Consider the following 16,738-nt stretch of genomic DNA (forward strand, 5'->3'; position numbering starts at 1 on the left):
GCTGAGAGCGGCTCAGCTCTGGGCCGTCTGGGCCGGAACGCGGATCACATAGTCGCGCGGGTCGGAAAAGCCGAGGACGGCGCGCGCGCGCTCCTCCAGCAGATCGCGCGACAGACTGTCGGACCGCAGGTATCGGACTCGAGTTTCAAGGTCGCGGCGTTGTTCGGTCAAATGAGCCAGCTGGTCCGCGCGCTGAGCCAACAGGCTGTCGCGCGAGGCGCAGCTGAGCAGCCCCCTCTCACCCGTGAGCGCTTGAACGCCGAGATAGGCGACCAGCAACAACAGGGCGAGGGACAGACGATAAGGCTTCATTCGTTCAAGCACTGAACGCTCCTTCTGAGCGTAAAAACACGGTTCAGAAACCGTGCCTCAGAATGCCTAACAAAATGTAGCTTGACCGTAAGAAGATCGGCGGAGAACCCAGATTCTCCGCCGAAAATTCAGCGTCCTAGCGCAGCAGCATGCCGTCGCCGAAATAGACGCCCTGGTCGCCCAGCATCTCTTCGATGCGCAGCAGTTGATTGTATTTGGCCACCCGGTCCGAACGGGCCAGCGAGCCGGTCTTGATCTGTCCGCAGTTTGTGGCGACGGCCAAGTCGGCGATGGTTGCATCCTCGGTCTCGCCCGAACGGTGGCTCATCACGGCGGTGTAGCCCGCGCGCTGGGCCATATCGACGGCGTCCAGGGTTTCGGACAGGGTGCCGATCTGGTTGACCTTGATCAGGATGGAGTTGGCTAGGCCTTCGCCGATGCCGGCGGCGAGGCGCGCCGGATTGGTGACGAACAGGTCGTCACCGACCAGTTGGATACGATCACCCAGACGTTCGGTCAGCAGACGCCAGCCCTCGAAATCGTCCTCGGCCATGCCGTCTTCGATCGAGACGATCGGGAAGCGTTCGCACAGATCCGCCAGATAGGCGACCATGCCCTCGGCGTCGACGGTCTTGCCTTCGCCCGCCATGACGTACTTGCCGTCCTTGAAGAATTCGGTCGAGGCGACGTCCAGGCCCAGGTGGAAGTCTTCACCGGCCAGATAACCGGCCGCCTGGCCCGCCTTGGTGATGAAGCTCAGCGCCTCCTCCGCCGAGGCCAGGTTCGGGGCGAAGCCGCCCTCGTCGCCGACGTTGGTGTTATGGCCGGCGTCCTTCAGTTGCGTCTTCAGGGCGTGGAAGATTTCCGTGCCCATGCGCAGACCTTCCGAGAAGTCGGCCGCTCCGGTCGGCAGGATCATGAATTCCTGAATGTCGATCGGATTGTCGGCGTGCGCGCCGCCATTGATGATGTTCATCATCGGGGTGGGCAGAACGCGGGCCGAGACGCCGCCGATGTAGCGATAAAGCGGCAGGTTGGCCGAAACGGCGCTGGCCTTGGCGACCGCCAGGGACACCCCCAGGATGGCGTTGGCGCCCAGACGCCCCTTGTTGGGCGTGCCGTCCAGAGCGATCATCGCCTCGTCGATGCGACGCTGATCCTCGGCGTCCATGCCGGACAGGGCGTCGAAGATTTCGCCGTTGACGGCGTCGACCGCCTTTTGAACGCCCTTGCCGCCCCAGACGTCCTTGTCGCCATCGCGCAGTTCGACCGCCTCGTGCGCGCCTGTCGAGGCGCCGGACGGCACGGCCGCGCGGCCGAACGAACCGTCATCCAGGGTCACGTCGACTTCCACCGTCGGATTGCCCCGGCTGTCGAGGATCTGGCGGGCGACGATGTCGGCGATGTCGGTCATGGCTCGGCTCTTTGGCTCAAGGCGGGAAGAAGGTCTGATCGTTTAGCCGCCTCCCCGCCAAACGCCAATGGCGCCGTGGCCTTGCGGGTCAGGAACAGCCTTCTACCAACTGGATCGACGGATCACCCGCGTGGATCATGGCGACCTTGCCGTCCTCGCCGATCTCATAGCGGACGCCGCGCGCCGCGGGATCGGTGACATAGGCGGTGGAGCCGCCCATAGACCAGGCGAACAGATCCTCGGCCGGCGCGGCCTGATATTTGTGCGGCTGAGCGAAGACGGCGCCGCCATAGGCCTGTTTTATCGCCAGGGCCGTGTCGCCCAGCCCGAAGCCGCGATCCGTCTTGATCGTCGCCCCGCGCGCCAAGGTGATTCGCGTCAGGACGCCGTCCTGGATCATCACCAGCACCCCCTGCGGCGCCTTTGCGGGATGGAAGATGTCGCAGGTTTCAGGGTCGGGTCCGCCGACGGCTGCGGGCTGGGCGTCGTCGCCCCACGCCTTAACCAGATCGGTCCGCCTCATGCCGATCCGGGCCGGTCCAAGGCCGTCCGCGGTCAGGACGTCGGCGGCGACCGGCTGGGGCGCCGGCGCCTCCGGCGACGGAGCAGCGGCCGCAGGGGCCGTCTCCTTGCGTTGATCGCAGGCCGCCAGTGTCAGTAGGCTGACGGCGACGACAGCGGCGAAACGAATCATCATCGAGGATCTCCAGGCGGAAGCTTCACCGTCCAGAACGCACGAAAACGGCGCGCGGTGGCACCGCGCGCCGTAAAAATCATCGTCCGGTCGAAACCGGAGGCCGGGAAAGACCTAGTCTTCCTTGGGCGTCAGGACCTGGCGGCCGCGATAGGTGCCGGTCTTCAGATCGATGTGGTGCGGGCGCTTCAGCTCGCCGGTGTCCTTGTCCTCGACGTACACGTTCGAGGTCAGGGCGTCGTGGGCGCGGCGCATGTTGCGACGCGAGGGGGATACTTTGCGCTTCGGAACGGCCATGTCCGTCTCAATCTTCTAAGTCGGGCGCCGCCCAGAGCCGAAGCCTGTCTGGCGCGAAAACAATAGCGGCGGCCCGATAGAGCCGCCACGCGAGGCGCGGCTTATGCATGAACCGCGCGACGATTTCAAGGCGTTTAAGCAGACGTCAGACGGCGCACGATCCTGGCCGGATTGCCGACCACCACCACATCGGGCGGCACGTCCTTCGTCACCACGCTGCCGGCGCCGATCACCGAGCGATGACCAATGGTCACGCCGGCCAAGACGATGGCGCCCCCACCGATCCAGACATCGTCGCCGATGACGATCGGTCGGGCCGTTTCGGTCCCACGGCGCGCCACGGCGTCCAGCGGATGCTCAGGCGTCAGAAGCTGGACGCCCGGACCGGCCTGGAAATTGTCGCCGATACGGATTTCGGCGCAGTCCAGAAAGACGCAGTTGGCGTTGACGAAGGCGCGGGCCCCCAGGTGGATGTTGGCGCCATAATCGCAAAAGAATCCCGGCATGACGACCGCCCGACCATCGGCGGTGTGGACCAGTTCGTTGACCAGACCGCTGCGGCGGTCGCGGTCCGGTTCGGCGTTGATGGCGACGGTCAGGCCGACAGCCCGCGCCCGCCCATCGCGCAGGTCCGGATCGCCAGGATCGTAAGGCAGGCCCGACAGCATCTTCTCGCGTTCGGTCATGACGCCTCCGTCAAGGCTTCGGCCACGGCCTCGCCGATGGCCAGGGAACTGGTCAGGCCGGGGCTTTCGATCCCGAACAGGGCCATCAGACCGTCGATCCCGTGATGTTCGCGCCCATGCAGCTGGAAGTCGGGTTGGGGTTCGCCCGGTCCATGCAGCTTGGGCCGGATGCCGGCGTAGTCGGGCGTCAGCCGATCCGCCTTAACGCCCGGCCAGAAGCGGCGGATGTAGCGCGCGAACTCCTCGGCCTTGGCCGGATCGACCGAATAGTCCTCGCTCTCGACATAGGCCAGGTCCGGCCCGAACACGGCCTGACCGCCCAAGTCCTTGCGGTAGTGGGTGCCCAGGGCGCCGGGAATGGGCGGCGGATAGATCAGCCGATCGAACGGCGCCTTGCCGATCAGGCGGAAATAGACCCCCTTGCCGAAATGGCCGGACGGAATGTCGTTGGGCGGATAGCCGACGACGGCGCCCGCCACAGCCTGGGCCGACAGGCCGGGCGCTGTGACCAAGAGACGGCTGGTGACGCTCATCGCCCCCTCCCCGCCGACCCGGACGGAAAAGCCGCCGCCCGGCAGCGGCTCCGCGCCCTCGAACGGCGCGGACGTCACCACCGATCCGCCCGCGTCCTCGATCTCGCCTTGCAAGGCCAGCATGTAGCCGTGGCTGTCGAACAGGCCGCTCTGGGGCGACAGGATGGCGGCGTGGGCGTTCAACTCCGGCTCAAGCGCGCGCGCCTGAGCGCCAGTCAGATGCTCCAGCCCCTCGACGCCGTTCGCCGTCGCCTGCTGAAAGATGGCTTCGATCCGCCCGACCTCGGCCTCTTCGGTCGCCACGACCAGCTTGCCGCACTTCCAGTGGTCGATCTTGTGGCTGGTCAGGAAGTCATAGAGGGCGCGGCGCCCCTCGACACAGAACTTCGCCTTCAGCGAGCCGGTCGGATAATAGAGTCCGCCGTGGACGACCTCGGAATTGCGCGAGGAGACGCCCTGACCGATGTGGCCTTCCTTCTCCAGCACCAGCACCGTCAGGCCCCGCTTCGACAGCGCCCGGCCGCAGGCCAGACCGACGGCCCCCGCGCCCACCACGACCGCGTCGAAATCGAAGCTCATGATCCGCCGTACCTGCGCTTCGCCTCGGCCTCGAAACAGCCGATCAGCTTTTCCACCGCGCGGTCGAAGTTGGCCTGCAGCATCAGGTCCAGCATCCGGGACTTGAAGGCGAAGTCGATCATGAACTCCAGCCGCGTCCCTTCGGGATGGGGAAAGAACTCCCAGCGGTTCTTCAGATGGTTGAACGGCCCGCGCAGCAGGCCGACCTCGACCTTGGGCGCATTGCGGTCATGTCGAACCCAGGTCGAGAACCGCTCTTTCAGCACCGCGAAGCCCACGCCCGCCTCGGCGTCCACGACGGTCACGCCCTCGGCCTCGCCGCGGTCGTTCCAGACGCGCATCGACGTCACCCACGGCACGAAGTCGGGATAGGTCCGCACATCGGCGACCAGATCGGCCAGTTGCTCGGGCGCATAGGGCAATATGCGCGTGACGCGATGGACCGCCATTCCAGGCTTAGCGCTTCAGCTGCGCCTCGCGCGCCGCCTTCAGCCGGGCGAAGTCGTCGCCGGCGTGGTGCGACGAGCGCGTCAGCGGCGACGAGGACACCATCAGGAAGCCCTTGGCCCGCGCGATGGCCTCATAGGCCTTGAACTCTTCCGGCGTGACGAAACGGTCGATGGCGGCGTGTTTGCGCGTCGGCTGCAGATATTGGCCGATGGTGATGAAGTCGACGCCGGCGGAGCGCATGTCGTCCATCACCTGCATGACCTCTTCCTTGGTCTCGCCCAGACCGACCATGATGCCGGACTTGGTGAACTGCTCGGGGTCGCGCTCCTTGACCATCTGCAGCAGACGCAGGGAATGGAAGTAGCGGGCGCCGGGCCGGATCTTCAGATACAGGCGCGGCACGGTTTCCAGGTTGTGATTGAAAACGTCGGGCTTGGCGTCGATCATCACGGCGGCCGCACCGTCCTTACGCAGGAAGTCGGGCGTCAGGATTTCGATGGTGGTGTTGGGCGCCTGGAGGCGGATTTGGCGCACCACCTCGGCGAAGTGGGCCGCGCCGCCGTCCGACACGTCGTCACGGTCGACCGAGGTGATGACGACGTGGTTCAGGCCCATCTGCTGAACCGCCAGACCGACCTTGCCCGGCTCTTCCGGGTCCAGCGGCTGGGGCAGGCCCGTCTTGACGTTGCAGAAGGCGCAGGCCCGCGTGCAGGTGTCGCCCATGATCATCAGGGTGGCGTGCTTCTGGCTCCAGCACTCGCCGATGTTCGGGCAGGCCGCCTCCTCGCAGACCGTCACCAGCCCCTTGGAGCGGACGATGTCCTTGGTGGCGTTGTACTGGCCCGAGCCGGGCGCCTTGACCCGCAACCAGTCGGGCTTTTTCAGCACCGCCGATTCCGGCCGGTTCTGCTTTTCGGGGTGACGCAGCTCCGACGGCTTGCGTTGCAGGGTGTCGATCAGTGTGACCATGGCCGGTATTTCGGACTTTGCGGCCGTTTAGGCAAGGCAAACCCGGTAACAGACCTCCCGCAGGCGTGATCGCGCCCGCACCTCACGGCACGTAACACATCTTTTCAAGATGACCTGGCGTCATTAATGACTGACGCCCCAATGACAGAGAGGGCCGCAGACGCCCTCCGTAGGAGACGCGCTTGCGCCAGGCCCTGGACCCCTCGCTCTACGACGTATCGCTGATCGACGCCCTGATCGAGGCTCGGGCGAAGTTCGGCGACAAGGAAATCCTGGAGGATCAGGACCGTCATCCCCTGACCTACACCGGCCTGATCCGCGCGGCCTTCGTGCTGGGCCGCAAGATCGCGCAGATGACGGACAAGGGCGAACGCGTCGCCATCCTGCTGCCGTCCTCCATGGGCGTGGTCGTGACCTTCTTCGGTCTGCACGCCCACGGCCGGGTGCCGGTCATGCTGAACTTCACCGCCGGCGAGGCCAATCTGAAGGCGGCGATCAAGGCGGCGGGCGTCAAGAAGGTGCTGACCGCCAAACGCTTCATCGACCAGGCCAAGCTGGACGAGTTGATCGTCGAGTTGAAGACCGTCGCCGAGGTCGTCTGGCTGGATGACGTGCGAAAGACCATCGGCCTGGCCGACAAGCTATATGGTCTGGCCGCCGGCGCAGCGCCCAAGCGGTTCCGCGTCAAGACCGATCCGGATGCGCCGGGCGTGGTCCTGTTCACCTCGGGCAGTTTCGGCACGCCCAAGGGCGTGGTGCTCAGCCAGAGGAACCTGGTCGCCAATGCGCGTCAGGTCGCCGCCCACATCGACCTGAGGCCGGAATGGGTGATGTTCAATCCGCTGCCGACCTTCCACTGTTTCGGCCTGACCGGCGGGGTCATCCTGCCCTTGTTGCAGGGGATGAAGGCGTTCGAATATCCGTCGCCGCTGCACGCCAAACAGATCACCGACCTGTTGCCCCAGGTGAAGGCCTCGATCCTGTTCGCGACCGACACCTTCCTGAGCCAGTACGCCCGCGTGGCGGAACCCGGCGACTTCGCCACGCTTGAGTTCGCCGTCGCCGGCGCCGAGAAGGTGCGCGAGGAGACCCGCGCCCTGTTCAACAGCAAGTTCGGCGGCGTCGAGTTGCTGGAAGGCTACGGCGCGACCGAGGCCTCTCCCGTCGTCGCCGTCAATCATCCCGACCGCAACGCGCCTGGCACCGTCGGCCAGATCCTGCCCGGCATGGACTGGAAGCTGGAGCCGGTCGAAGGCATCGAGGGCGGCGGCCGTCTGTTCTTGCGCGGCCCCAATGTCATGAGCGGCTATGTCACAACCGCCGAACCTCTGGCGTGGGAGCCCGTTCAGGACGGCTGGCTGGACACCGGCGACATCGTCGACGTGGACGCCGACGGCTATGTCACCATCAAGGGCCGCGCCAAACGCTTCGCCAAGATCGGCGGAGAGATGGTGTCCCTGACGGCCGTCGAGGGCATCGCCGGCGCCGTCTGGCCGGAACAACACCACGCCGTCGTCTCCATCCCCGACAGCCGCAAAGGCGAGAAGCTGGTGCTCGTCACGGATCACGCCGGGGCCGAGGTCGCGCCCCTGGCCGAATGGGCGCGAACCAACGGCGCGCCCGAACTGGTGGTGCCCAAGAAGATCGTCAAGGTCGCCGAAGTGCCGGTCCTCGGCACGGGCAAGACCGACTATGTCGCCATCCAGAAGATGGTCGAAGCGGCCTGATCAGCCGATCCGCACCCCGGTCATCGAGATCGAGCCGCCGTCGATCACGTCGTTGAAGAAGGATACGGGCTCGCCCGGGGCTTGCTGGGCGGCGACATACAGCAGCGGCAGATAGTGTTCGTCGGTCGGCACGCTCAGTTGGGCGTCCTCGGCCAGGCCGACCCAGTCGATCAGGGCGTCGTGATCGCCCCGCTCCAGCGCCGCCTTGACGGCCGTGTTGAAGCTGGAGGCCCAGGCGTAGGGTTCGGCCCCGTCCTCTCGTTTCCAGGTCCGCAGATTATGGACGAAGTCGCCCGAGCCGGCGATGACGATCCCCTCGTCCCGCAAGGGCCTCAGCGCCCTGGCTAGGTCGTAGTGCTGGCGCGCTGTCAGCTCGCGGTTCAGCGACAATTGCACCGCCGGCACGTCGGCCTCCGGCCAGACGTGGTGAAGCACCGACCAGGTTCCATGATCCAGGCCCCATTGCTGCGTCTGGACGGCGCCGGTCAGGTCCGACACCCGCGCCGCCAGGGCTGGAGAGCCGGGCGCGGGATATTGCATCGCATGAAGCGCTGGCGGAAAGCCCCCGAAGTCGTGGATGGTTTCGGGGTGTTCCTGCGCCGTGACGCCCAGCCCGCGCGTCTCCCAGTGGGCGGAGATCATCAGCACGCCCTTCGGCCTGCCTATGGCCTGCCCCAGGTCGCGCCAGGCGGCCGCGAAGGGACCGCCCAGGGCGTTCATGGGCGAACCGTGACCGAAGAAGACGGCGGGCTGGCGCATCGGATCAGCCGTGCAGCTTCTTGGCCAGTTCGGCGATGTGCTTGCCCTGGAAGCGCGCGCCGCCCAGGTCGATGTCGCTGGGCATGCGCGACCCGTCGCCGCCCGTGATGGTCGTGGCGCCATAGGGCGAGCCGCCATGAACCGCGTCCAGCGTCATCTGCGGCTGATAGGCATAGGGCAGACCAACCACCGGCATGCCATGGTGCATGAAGAAGTTGTGCAGGCCCTGGAAGGTCGTTTCCTGACCGCCATGTTGGGTCGCCGTGGCGGTGAAGGCCCCGCCGATCTTGCCGATCAGCGCGCCCGAGAACCACAGGCCGCCGGCTTGATCCAGGAAGGCCCGCATCTGCGAGGCGGCCGAGCCGAAACGGGTGCCGGCGCCGATGATGATGGCGTCATAGTCCTTCAGGTCGTCGATCTTGGCGATCGGGGCCTTCTGGTCCAGCTTGTAGCCCGAAGCCTTGGCCAGCTCTTCCGGTACGGTTTCCGGCACGCGCTTGATGTCGACGATGGCCCCCTCGACCTCGCGCGCGCCCTCGGCGACAGCTTCCGCCATGGCTTCGATATGGCCGTAGGTCGAATGATAGAGGACGAGAATCTTGGGCATGGGGAGGCTCCGAAAATGATGTGAATCGTTATTCGCAACAACGACCGTTGCGAACTTGGCGCGTCATCGGATCGGTTTCAAGCCCCCGCCGGCGGTTCCGGCGTGCTGAATGGACAGACGCGGTCATAGAAGGCCCGGTCGCCGGGTGTCTGGCTTCCTCTGCACGCGTGGAAGCGATGTTCCATCACCATGGCCTGCTGCTCGATATTCAGGCTGGACCACTGGCAGCCGTCGTCGGCGACATAGGCGTAGGACGCGGCTCGGTCGCCGGCCTTGAGCTTGGCGATCAGCAGGTTGACGCCCTGCTGCGCCTGCCACACGTGGGTCAACTCATGCACCAGCAGGCCCTGAAGTCCGGGTGCGGCGTCGGCGAAGTCGGCGCGCAGGCTTCGGCGGGGCCAGACGATCCAATCACGCCCGAACCAGCGCCCGGCGACGAACGCCCGCGCGAACGGCCAGCCGATCAGCCGGATGTGATCCAGCCGAAGCGCGTCGCCGAACGCTTCTTGCGCCAGGGCCGCTTCGCCCGGCGTCAGGGCGCGAACGATGGATCCCACGGTCGCACATACTCCCAATGCCAGGGTTCGTAGACGTAGGGCACGAAGCCGAACCGCCCGGCGTTGGCCGCCAACCACCTGTAGGTCGCCCCGCGCGACATGGCCTGACGGCTGGCTGGAACCGTCGAATCGACGCCCAGGCCAGGCAGGCGTCCGACATAGAGATCGACCGCCGTGCCGGTCCGGTGCGCTGAACAGACCGCGCGGCGCAGGCCGTCGCAATTGCCTTGCTGGGCGCATCGCGCCGCATCCGCTTCGGGGTCGCGGAAGCCGGAGAATATCTGCAGCAGTTCGGGATCGGATGCGATCTCCGGAACCTCGGCGCGTGCGGCGGCGGCCATCCGGCGATAGGCGTCCAGCACGTCACGGCGCAGCAGCCGGGTCAGCCGGTCGGCGTGTTCCTCCGAGACCACCAGATAGCCCAGTTGATTGATCTGCGGCGGATCGGGGCATTCCTGGCGCAGACGCGCCATCACGAACGGCCGCCGTTCCTGCCACACGCCCTTGAAGACCTGAAATGTCGCGCTGTCGAACAACCCTGTCGGCGCCAGGCCGTGCGTCTGCTGAAACCCGGCCAACTGAGAGGCGAAGACCGGCGTGCCCGGCCCGCATCGGGTGTGAATTTCCTGCTGGATCAGCGGCAGATAGGTTTCCCATCCCCATTCGACCGCCCCGAACGGCGCCCATTCCAGCGAATAGTAGGAGATGGCGTTGCTCAATCCCTGATCGCGCCACAGGTCGGCGTTGGTATGGCACGGCCCCGCCGCGCGCGCCCCGACGGCGCTGGCCGCCACCAGCCAGAAGGTGAGAAACGCGAGAAGACGCCGCAACATGGAGACAGCAAGCCCCAAGCCGCGGATTCCGACAAGCGCCAATCGACGGCTTGGCGGTGCAAGCACGGCCGATCGCTGGCATGGTGCATGCGCGGCCGACTCGCGCCGTCTTTCGCAGGACCAACGATGTCCACCGTGGCCGCCTCGACCGCGCCTCGCCGCTCCAACGCCGTATTGGCCGCCTTTTCCGGCCCCTGCCTGCCTCTGGCGGCTTTCGGCGTCGCCCTGCCCGTCACCCTGCCCGAATTCTACGCCACCTTCGTGGGGCTGGAACTGGGAGTGGTGGCGGCCGTCTTCATGGCCGTGCGGCTGATCGACATCGTCTTCGACCCCTTCATCGGCTGGGGCATGGATCGGACCAAGACGCGGTTCGGGCGATATCGGCCGTGGATGGCCCTGTCGACGCCCATGCTGATGCTGGCGGCCTTCATGATGTTCGTGGTCGTCCAGCCTGGCGCCCCGGCCGTGTATCTGTTCGGCTGGCTGCTGTTCCTCTACCTGGGCTTCTCCATCGGCACCCTGGGCCAGTTGGGCTGGGCCGCCGTGCTGGCGCCGCAATACGATCAGCGCAGCCGCGTCTATGGCTGGTGGCAGGTGTTCAACATCATCGGGGTGGTGCTGATCCTGGTGCTGCCGACCATCGTGGTGAAGACCGGCGTCGGGGACTATGCCGCGGGCGTCCGCATCATGGGCTGGGCCATCGTGATCGCCCTGCCCGTCACCATCGGCCTGGCCATGGTCGCCGTGCCCGAACCCGTGACCAAGGGCGACCAGCCGCACGGCAGCCTGAAGGCCTATCTGTCGCTGCTGGGCCAGAAGACGGTGCGCAAACTTCTGATCGCCGACCTGCTGCTGGGCGTGGCGCCGGGCATCACCGGCTCGCTTCTGTTCTTCTTCTTCGGCCAGATCAGGGGCTACGACCACACCCAGGCGGGGCTGTTCATGCTGGTCTATTTCGTCGCCGGTCTGTGCGGCGCGCCCTTCTGGGCCTGGTTCGCCACACGGGTCGGCAAGGACAGGGGCCTGGCCGTCGCCAGCATCGTCTCGGCCGTCCTCTATGTCGGGGCGACCCTGGTTCCCGGCGGCAACTTCGCCCTGACGGCGGTCGTCATGTTCATCGCCGGCCTGCCCTACGCCGCCGGCCTGTTCCTGACCCGCGCCATGATGGCCGACGCGGGCGACGAGGAAAGGTTCGAGACCGGCGTGGACCGCACCGGCCTGATGCTGTCGATCCTGTCGGCCACGACCAAGATCGGCCATGTCGTCGCCCTGGTCCCTTATCTGATCCTGCAGTGGGTGGGCTTTCGCGCCGTTCCGGGCGCGACGGGCAACAGTGAGACGGCCCTGATCACCCTGCAGGTCCTGTTCATCGCCGTGCCGGGCGTTCTGCTGGCCTTGGCCGCCGTGACCCTGAAGAACTATCCACTGACCGCCGAGCGCCACGACGCCATCCGCAAAGCCCTGGACCAGCGTGACGCCGAGGTTCGTGCATGAGACCCATCGACCGCCTGCTTGCCATCATGGAGCGACTGCGCGACCCCGATGGCGGCTGCCCCTGGGACGTGGAACAGACCTTCGCCACCATCGCCCCCTATACCATCGAAGAAGCCTACGAGGTCGCCGACGCCATCGAGCGCAACGACCTGATCGAACTGAAGGGCGAACTGGGCGACCTGCTGTTCCAAGTCGTCTTCCACGCGCGCATGGCCGAGGAACAGGGGTTGTTCGCCTTCGACGATGTCGTCGCGGCCATCGCCGACAAGCTGGAACGCCGCCACCCCCACGTCTTCGGCGACGAAGCCCAGCGGTCGTCGAAGGAACAGACCGTCGCCTGGGAGGTCATCAAGGCCGCCGAACGCAAGGACCGCAAAAAGCCCGGCGTTCTGGACGACGTGCCGGTGGGCCTGCCCGCCCTGACCCGCGCCGCCAAACTGACCAAACGCGCCGGCCGCGTCGGCTTCGACTGGCCCGCGACCGACGAGGTGTTCGACAAGCTGGCCGAAGAGGTCGAGGAACTGCGCGTCGAGATCGCCGCCGGCGATCAAGCCAAGGCGCGCGAGGAACTGGGCGACCTGCTGTTCGTCGTCGCCAATCTGGCGCGCAAACTGGACGTCGAGCCCGAGGATGCGCTCCGCGCCGCCAATGCCAAGTTCGTGCGCCGCTTCGGCTTCATCGAGGCCGAACTGGCCAGGGACGGCCGTACGCCCGACCAATCGACGCTGGAGGAGATGGACCGACTCTGGGACGCCGCAAAGGCCGCCGAAAAGCGCGCTTCGTGACCTACGATCTGATCATCTTCGACTATGACGGCGTCGTCGCCGACAGCGAGGTGCTAAACAGCACCGTCATGGCCGAACAGTTGACCGCCATCGGCCTGCCGACGAGCCTGGACGATGTGCTGGCCGCCTATACGGGCAAGCGCTGGCGCGACAACCGGCCTGTAGTCGAGGCGGCGCTGGGCGGTCCCTGCCCCGACGACTTCCATACCAACTGGTTCGCCACCTGCCGCGCCCGCGCCCCTCATCAATTGAAACCCGTGCCGGGCGTGTTGAGCTTCCTGAACACCCGTAGCGAGCGGCGTTGCATCGCCTCATCCAGCGGCCCCGACTGGATCGGCATCGGCCTGGACCTGTTCGGCCTGACCGACCATTTCGACGGCTCGGTCTTCACCGGCCTGGCGGTCGAACGCGGCAAACCCTACCCCGACCTGTTCCTGCATGCCGCCCACAGCCTGGAGGCTGATCCGGCTCGGACCCTGGTGATCGAGGACAGCGAGGCCGGCGTGACAGCCGGCGTGGCGGCAGGCATGACGGTCGTGGGTTTGACCGCCGGCGGCCATGTCCGCGACGGCCAGGCGGAGCGCCTAATCGCGCGCGGCGCCCACCACGTCGCCGACAGCTACGCCGCCGTCGACGCCTTCATGGCGCGCTGATCCCTCAGAGGTAGCGCAGTTCCTGCAGGTCGACCTCGCGGATCAGCCGTTTCGCCGTCTCCTCGTCCAGCAGGCGCGCCCGCCCCAGGCGGGTGAACTCAGCTCTTTCCGCAGACAGGCCCGCCAGGCGCAGGTGCCGCTCGATCTGATCCATCTGGCGCGCCGTCTCCAAGTCGTCTTCGTCGTGCCGCGTCCGACTCTCGATCCGGTGACGATAGATCTCCATCAGCCGCGTGGCGATCTCGGAATAGAGGTCGGGGTTGGGTTTGCCCTCCGCCATGGCGTGGGAAACGTCCTCGATGGCGCGCAGGGCGGCGCTTGCTGCGGCGATCCGGCTGCGGTCCTCTTCCTGCTGATGCGACGGCTCGGGCGGCAGTTCGATGTGCTTCATCAGGCGCGGCAGGGCGAAAGTCGCCAGCACCAGAGACACGATGATCACCCCCGCCGCCAGGAAGATCGCCAGGTTACGCGACGGCATCGGCGAACCGTCGCCCAGAACGAACGGCAGCGTCAGAATGCCCGCCAGGGTGATGGCTCCGCGCACCCCGGCCAGCGACATCACCATGGTCAGACGCAGTCCCACCTTGGGCGGCGGTCCGCGATGGCGACGGCGGAACAGTGTCAGCTTCAGCGAGGTCCACACCCAGACGAATCGCAGCGCCGCCAGGGCCGCGACGATGGCGAATACATAGATCGCCAGCCACCAGACCTCGGGCCGGCTGGTGCCCGACACGACCTCGGCCGCCCGCGCCATGATAGAGGGCATCTGTTCGCCCAGGATCACGAAGATGAAGCCGTTGGCGACGAACTGCACCGTGTCCCAGACGACCGCGCGACGGATACGCGTCATGGCCAGCGACTGACCTTTCGAACCGCCGCCGCGCTCGGTGAAACTCATGGTCACGCCGGCGGCCACCGCCGCCAGAATGCCCGAGGCGTGAAGCTCTTCCGCTACCAGATAGGCCGCGAAGGGGATCAACAGGCTGACCAAGATCTGGGCCCCGACATCCTCGCCCCAGCGGCGGCTGACGAACCCCTTGGCGTAGCTGATGGCCAAAGTCACCGCGACGCCGACCGCCACTCCGGCCACGGCAAGCCAGGCGAAGGTGCCGACCGCATGACCGATGGAAAAGGCGCCCGTCGTCGCCGCGATGACGGCGATCCGCATGCAGGTCAGGCCTGTCGCATCGTTCAACAGCGACTCGCCTTCCAGAATGTGCATCAGCCGCTTGGGGATCGGGACGCGGGCGGCGATGGCCTGAACCGCGATGGGATCGGTCGGCGACAGGATGGCGGCCAGGGCGAAGGCGACCGCCAGCGGCATCTCCGGGATCATCCACCAGATCATGAAGCCCAGGCCGACCACGGTGAACAGCACCAGGCCCAGCGCCAGTTCCAGGATCACCGCCCGGTCGCGAAACAGGTCTTCCTTGGGAATCCGCCAGCCGTCCAGGAACAACAGCGGCGGCAGGAACAGCAGGAAGAAGATGTCGGGCTTCAGATCCACCGTCGTGCCCGTCACCATGACGATGGCGGCCCCCAGCGCAATCTGCACCAGAGGCAGGGCGATCCGCGTGATCCGCGCGATCGAACCCGACACCACGACGGCCAGAAGCAGAAGCAGGACGGTTTCGATCAGATGCATGAATCAGCCGGCGAGGTGGGGGTAAAGGCGCTCGAATCGCCCAAGAGCCGCAGGATGCAGCCGCACCGTGACCTCAGTACGGCCAAGCTCGTCCGTTTCACGCGATGTGACCCGCCCGTGTTCATAAAGCCAGGCCAGAGCCTCGCCCTGATCAGGCGACAGCACCAGACGGCTCTCCGGGTCGTCGTCGATGAGGTCGGCGATGGTTTGGCGCAGGGGCTCGATCCCCTCGCCCGTCCAGGCCGACACCGCCACCGCCTCTCCGGCCTTGGCCAGACGCTCGGCCTGACCCAGCACCGCCTCGCGGGTCTCGTCCTGCAGCAGGTCGATCTTGTTCCAGACCTCCAGCACCCGGCGCGTCTTGCCCTCGGGCGTCTCGATCTGCTTCAGCACAGCCTCCACGTCCTTGGCCTGGGCGTCGCTGTCGGGCGAGGCGATATCGCGAACGTGCAGGATCAGATCGGCCTCTCCGACCTCCTCCAGCGTCGCCCGGAAGCTTTCGACCAGTTCGTGCGGCAGGTCTGAGATGAAGCCGACTGTGTCCGCCACAATGGCCGGGCGGCCCTGCGGCAGGCGGATGGTGCGCTGGGTCGTGTCCAGCGTCGCGAACAGCAGGTCCTTGGCGAAGACCTCCGACCCCGTCAGCCGGTTGAACAGCGTCGACTTGCCCGCATTGGTGTATCCGACCAGGGCGATGGTGGGGAACGGCACCTTCTGACGCTGCTTGCGGTGCAGGCCGCGCGTGCGGCGCACCTCTTCCAGCTCGGCCTTCAGCTTGACGATCCTGTCGGCGATCAAACGCCGGTCCAGCTCGATCTGGGTTTCGCCCGGCCCACCGGTCGAGCCGGTGCCGCCGCGTTGCCGCTCAAGGTGGGTCCAGGTCCGCACCAGACGGGACCGCTCGTAATCCAGCCGCGCCAGTTCGACCTGCAGACGCCCTTCCTTGGTCCGCGCGCGGCGGCCGAAGATTTCCAGGATCAGGCCGGTGCGGTCGATGACCTTCACCTCCCACGCCTTTTCGAGATTGCGCTGCTGCACGGGGCTCAGGGCGTCGTCGATGATGACCGCCTCCGCATCCGCCGCGCGGACCAGGGCGGCCAGTTCCTCGACCTTGCCGCTTCCGAACAGGGTGGCGGGGGTGGTCCCACGCAGCCGCACGATCTCTTCGGCGCGCACGTCGAGGTCCAGCGCGCGGGCAAGACCCACGGCCTCCTCAAGCCGTTCGCTCGCCAGCCGAGGACTGTCGGAGCGCCGGTCGGGATGGATGACGACCGCCCGGATCAGAGGGACGGCGTGGTCGATCAGTTTGCTCAAATGGTCTCTACTTTTGGGATCACCACTGCCGTCACCCTCGGGCTTGACCCGAGGGTCGGAGTTTCCGTCGTCGGTGCGGCGATCGTTGTTTCTACGCCTTATATAGGCGCTCGACAGTCTTTCCGAACCACACCCGGCCCTCGGGTCAAGCCCGAGGGTTGACGCGATGCGTCAATCTTCTTCGGCGTCGGGCTCGTACAGTTGCACGGGCGCGGACGGCATGATGGTGGAGATGGCGTGCTTGTACACCAGCTGGGACTGGCCATCGCGGCGCAGCAGCACACAGAAGTTGTCGAACCAGGTCACGATGCCCTGCAACTTGACCCCATTGACCAGGAAGATGGTCAGCGGGGTCTTGGTCTTGCGGACCGAGTTGAGGAAGGTGTCCTGAAGGTTCTGACGTTTGTCTTGCGACATGGCAGGTTTTTCC

General features: G+C 66.4%; 19 protein-coding genes. 4 read left to right on the top strand and 15 right to left on the bottom strand.

Features of this window, described 5'->3' with window-relative positions:
• Nucleotides 1-12: 12 nt before the first annotated feature.
• The 8 genes from ACWPV3_RS11585 to lipA all read right to left on the bottom strand — a co-directional run bounded on the left by ACWPV3_RS11585 (nt 13) and on the right by lipA (nt 5,934).
• Entirely contained in the window at nt 13-312 is a 300-nt protein-coding gene (locus ACWPV3_RS11585; protein WP_453978528.1) for an FtsB family cell division protein, read from the bottom strand.
• A gap of 136 nt (nt 313-448) precedes the next feature.
• Nucleotides 449-1,726, bottom strand: a complete 1,278-nt coding sequence (gene eno / locus ACWPV3_RS11590; protein ID WP_292087069.1) for a phosphopyruvate hydratase — start codon at nt 1,724-1,726, stop codon at nt 449-451.
• 88 nt (nt 1,727-1,814) lie between these two features.
• On the bottom strand, nt 1,815-2,423 hold the full coding sequence (locus ACWPV3_RS11595; protein ID WP_453977949.1) for a hypothetical protein: 609 nt from the start codon (nt 2,421-2,423) through the stop codon (nt 1,815-1,817).
• A gap of 111 nt (nt 2,424-2,534) precedes the next feature.
• Entirely contained in the window at nt 2,535-2,717 is a 183-nt protein-coding gene (gene rpmF, locus ACWPV3_RS11600; protein WP_054765894.1) for a 50S ribosomal protein L32, read from the bottom strand.
• Between the two features lie 134 nt (nt 2,718-2,851).
• Nucleotides 2,852-3,403, bottom strand: a complete 552-nt coding sequence (locus ACWPV3_RS11605) for a sugar O-acetyltransferase (protein ID WP_453977950.1) — start codon at nt 3,401-3,403, stop codon at nt 2,852-2,854.
• On the bottom strand, nt 3,400-4,518 hold the full coding sequence (locus ACWPV3_RS11610) for an NAD(P)/FAD-dependent oxidoreductase (RefSeq protein WP_453978530.1): 1,119 nt from the start codon (nt 4,516-4,518) through the stop codon (nt 3,400-3,402). The genes ACWPV3_RS11605 and ACWPV3_RS11610 overlap by 4 nt, the downstream gene beginning before the upstream one ends.
• A complete protein-coding gene (locus tag ACWPV3_RS11615; RefSeq protein WP_453977951.1) occupies nt 4,512-4,964 on the bottom strand; it encodes a type II toxin-antitoxin system RatA family toxin in 453 nt (150 codons plus the stop codon). The genes ACWPV3_RS11610 and ACWPV3_RS11615 overlap by 7 nt, the downstream gene beginning before the upstream one ends.
• Before the next feature lie 7 nt (nt 4,965-4,971).
• Nucleotides 4,972-5,934, bottom strand: a complete 963-nt coding sequence (lipA, locus tag ACWPV3_RS11620) for a lipoyl synthase (protein ID WP_292176699.1) — start codon at nt 5,932-5,934, stop codon at nt 4,972-4,974.
• 182 nt (nt 5,935-6,116) lie between these two features.
• Here lipA and ACWPV3_RS11625 point away from each other — a divergent pair, with 182 nt between their 5' ends.
• A complete protein-coding gene (locus tag ACWPV3_RS11625) occupies nt 6,117-7,661 on the top strand; it encodes an AMP-binding protein (protein ID WP_453977952.1) in 1,545 nt (514 codons plus the stop codon).
• Here ACWPV3_RS11625 and ygiD read toward each other — a convergent pair whose 3' ends face one another.
• The 4 genes from ygiD to ACWPV3_RS11645 form a co-directional block, all read right to left on the bottom strand.
• Entirely contained in the window at nt 7,662-8,420 is a 759-nt protein-coding gene (ygiD, locus tag ACWPV3_RS11630; protein WP_453977953.1) for a 4,5-DOPA-extradiol-dioxygenase, read from the bottom strand.
• Between the two features lie 4 nt (nt 8,421-8,424).
• Nucleotides 8,425-9,027 (bottom strand): NAD(P)H:quinone oxidoreductase, encoded by a 603-nt coding sequence (wrbA, locus tag ACWPV3_RS11635; RefSeq protein WP_312732993.1) that lies wholly within the window; start codon nt 9,025-9,027, stop codon nt 8,425-8,427.
• A 77-nt stretch (nt 9,028-9,104) separates the two neighbouring features.
• The gene (locus ACWPV3_RS11640; protein WP_453977954.1) at nt 9,105-9,584 is read right to left on the bottom strand and encodes a hypothetical protein; all 480 of its coding nucleotides are present in this window, start codon (nt 9,582-9,584) and stop codon (nt 9,105-9,107) included.
• On the bottom strand, nt 9,560-10,417 hold the full coding sequence (locus tag ACWPV3_RS11645; protein WP_453977955.1) for a M15 family metallopeptidase: 858 nt from the start codon (nt 10,415-10,417) through the stop codon (nt 9,560-9,562). Before ACWPV3_RS11645 ends, ACWPV3_RS11640 begins: the two co-directional genes overlap by 25 nt.
• A gap of 126 nt (nt 10,418-10,543) precedes the next feature.
• On the opposite strand from ACWPV3_RS11645, the gene ACWPV3_RS11650 reads away from it, so the two are divergent.
• Genes ACWPV3_RS11650 through ACWPV3_RS11660 form a run of 3 tightly spaced genes read left to right on the top strand, consistent with a single transcriptional unit; the run spans nt 10,544 to nt 13,349 of the window.
• Complete coding sequence (locus ACWPV3_RS11650) at nt 10,544-11,911, top strand: MFS transporter (RefSeq protein ID WP_453977956.1); 1,368 nt, start codon at nt 10,544-10,546, stop codon at nt 11,909-11,911.
• On the top strand, nt 11,908-12,696 hold the full coding sequence (gene mazG, locus ACWPV3_RS11655) for a nucleoside triphosphate pyrophosphohydrolase (protein WP_453977957.1): 789 nt from the start codon (nt 11,908-11,910) through the stop codon (nt 12,694-12,696). Before ACWPV3_RS11650 ends, mazG begins: the two co-directional genes overlap by 4 nt.
• The gene (locus ACWPV3_RS11660; protein ID WP_453977958.1) at nt 12,693-13,349 is read left to right on the top strand and encodes an HAD family hydrolase; all 657 of its coding nucleotides are present in this window, start codon (nt 12,693-12,695) and stop codon (nt 13,347-13,349) included. Before mazG ends, ACWPV3_RS11660 begins: the two co-directional genes overlap by 4 nt.
• Before the next feature lie 4 nt (nt 13,350-13,353).
• On the opposite strand, the gene ACWPV3_RS11665 is transcribed toward ACWPV3_RS11660, so the two are convergent.
• The 3 genes from ACWPV3_RS11665 to hfq all read right to left on the bottom strand — a co-directional run bounded on the left by ACWPV3_RS11665 (nt 13,354) and on the right by hfq (nt 16,725).
• On the bottom strand, nt 13,354-14,994 hold the full coding sequence (locus ACWPV3_RS11665; RefSeq protein WP_453977959.1) for a Na+/H+ antiporter: 1,641 nt from the start codon (nt 14,992-14,994) through the stop codon (nt 13,354-13,356).
• 3 nt (nt 14,995-14,997) lie between these two features.
• Entirely contained in the window at nt 14,998-16,308 is a 1,311-nt protein-coding gene (gene hflX / locus ACWPV3_RS11670) for a GTPase HflX (RefSeq protein WP_453977960.1), read from the bottom strand.
• 171 nt (nt 16,309-16,479) lie between these two features.
• Nucleotides 16,480-16,725 (bottom strand): RNA chaperone Hfq, encoded by a 246-nt coding sequence (gene hfq, locus ACWPV3_RS11675; protein ID WP_003164861.1) that lies wholly within the window; start codon nt 16,723-16,725, stop codon nt 16,480-16,482.
• Nucleotides 16,726-16,738 lie beyond the last annotated feature (13 nt).

Source organism: Brevundimonas sp. Marseille-Q4549 (assembly GCF_976940555.1).

Excerpts from the sequence above, each read along its gene's own strand:
- ACWPV3_RS11585 (WP_453978528.1), bottom strand. The coding sequence starts at position 312 with ATGAAGCCTTATCGTCTGTCCCTCGCCCTGTTGTTGCTGGTCGCCTAT.
- eno (WP_292087069.1), bottom strand. The coding sequence starts at position 1,726 with ATGACCGACATCGCCGACATCGTCGCCCGCCAGATCCTCGACAGCCGG.
- ACWPV3_RS11595 (WP_453977949.1), bottom strand. The coding sequence starts at position 2,423 with ATGATGATTCGTTTCGCCGCTGTCGTCGCCGTCAGCCTACTGACACTG.
- rpmF (WP_054765894.1), bottom strand. The coding sequence starts at position 2,717 with ATGGCCGTTCCGAAGCGCAAAGTATCCCCCTCGCGTCGCAACATGCGC.
- ACWPV3_RS11605 (WP_453977950.1), bottom strand. The coding sequence starts at position 3,403 with ATGACCGAACGCGAGAAGATGCTGTCGGGCCTGCCTTACGATCCTGGC.
- ACWPV3_RS11615 (WP_453977951.1), bottom strand. The coding sequence starts at position 4,964 with ATGGCGGTCCATCGCGTCACGCGCATATTGCCCTATGCGCCCGAGCAA.
- lipA (WP_292176699.1), bottom strand. The coding sequence starts at position 5,934 with ATGGTCACACTGATCGACACCCTGCAACGCAAGCCGTCGGAGCTGCGT.
- ygiD (WP_453977953.1), bottom strand. The coding sequence starts at position 8,420 with ATGCGCCAGCCCGCCGTCTTCTTCGGTCACGGTTCGCCCATGAACGCC.
- wrbA (WP_312732993.1), bottom strand. The coding sequence starts at position 9,027 with ATGCCCAAGATTCTCGTCCTCTATCATTCGACCTACGGCCATATCGAA.
- ACWPV3_RS11645 (WP_453977955.1), bottom strand. The coding sequence starts at position 10,417 with ATGTTGCGGCGTCTTCTCGCGTTTCTCACCTTCTGGCTGGTGGCGGCC.
- ACWPV3_RS11650 (WP_453977956.1), top strand. The coding sequence starts at position 10,544 with ATGTCCACCGTGGCCGCCTCGACCGCGCCTCGCCGCTCCAACGCCGTA.
- mazG (WP_453977957.1), top strand. The coding sequence starts at position 11,908 with ATGAGACCCATCGACCGCCTGCTTGCCATCATGGAGCGACTGCGCGAC.
- ACWPV3_RS11665 (WP_453977959.1), bottom strand. The coding sequence starts at position 14,994 with ATGCATCTGATCGAAACCGTCCTGCTTCTGCTTCTGGCCGTCGTGGTG.
- hfq (WP_003164861.1), bottom strand. The coding sequence starts at position 16,725 with ATGTCGCAAGACAAACGTCAGAACCTTCAGGACACCTTCCTCAACTCG.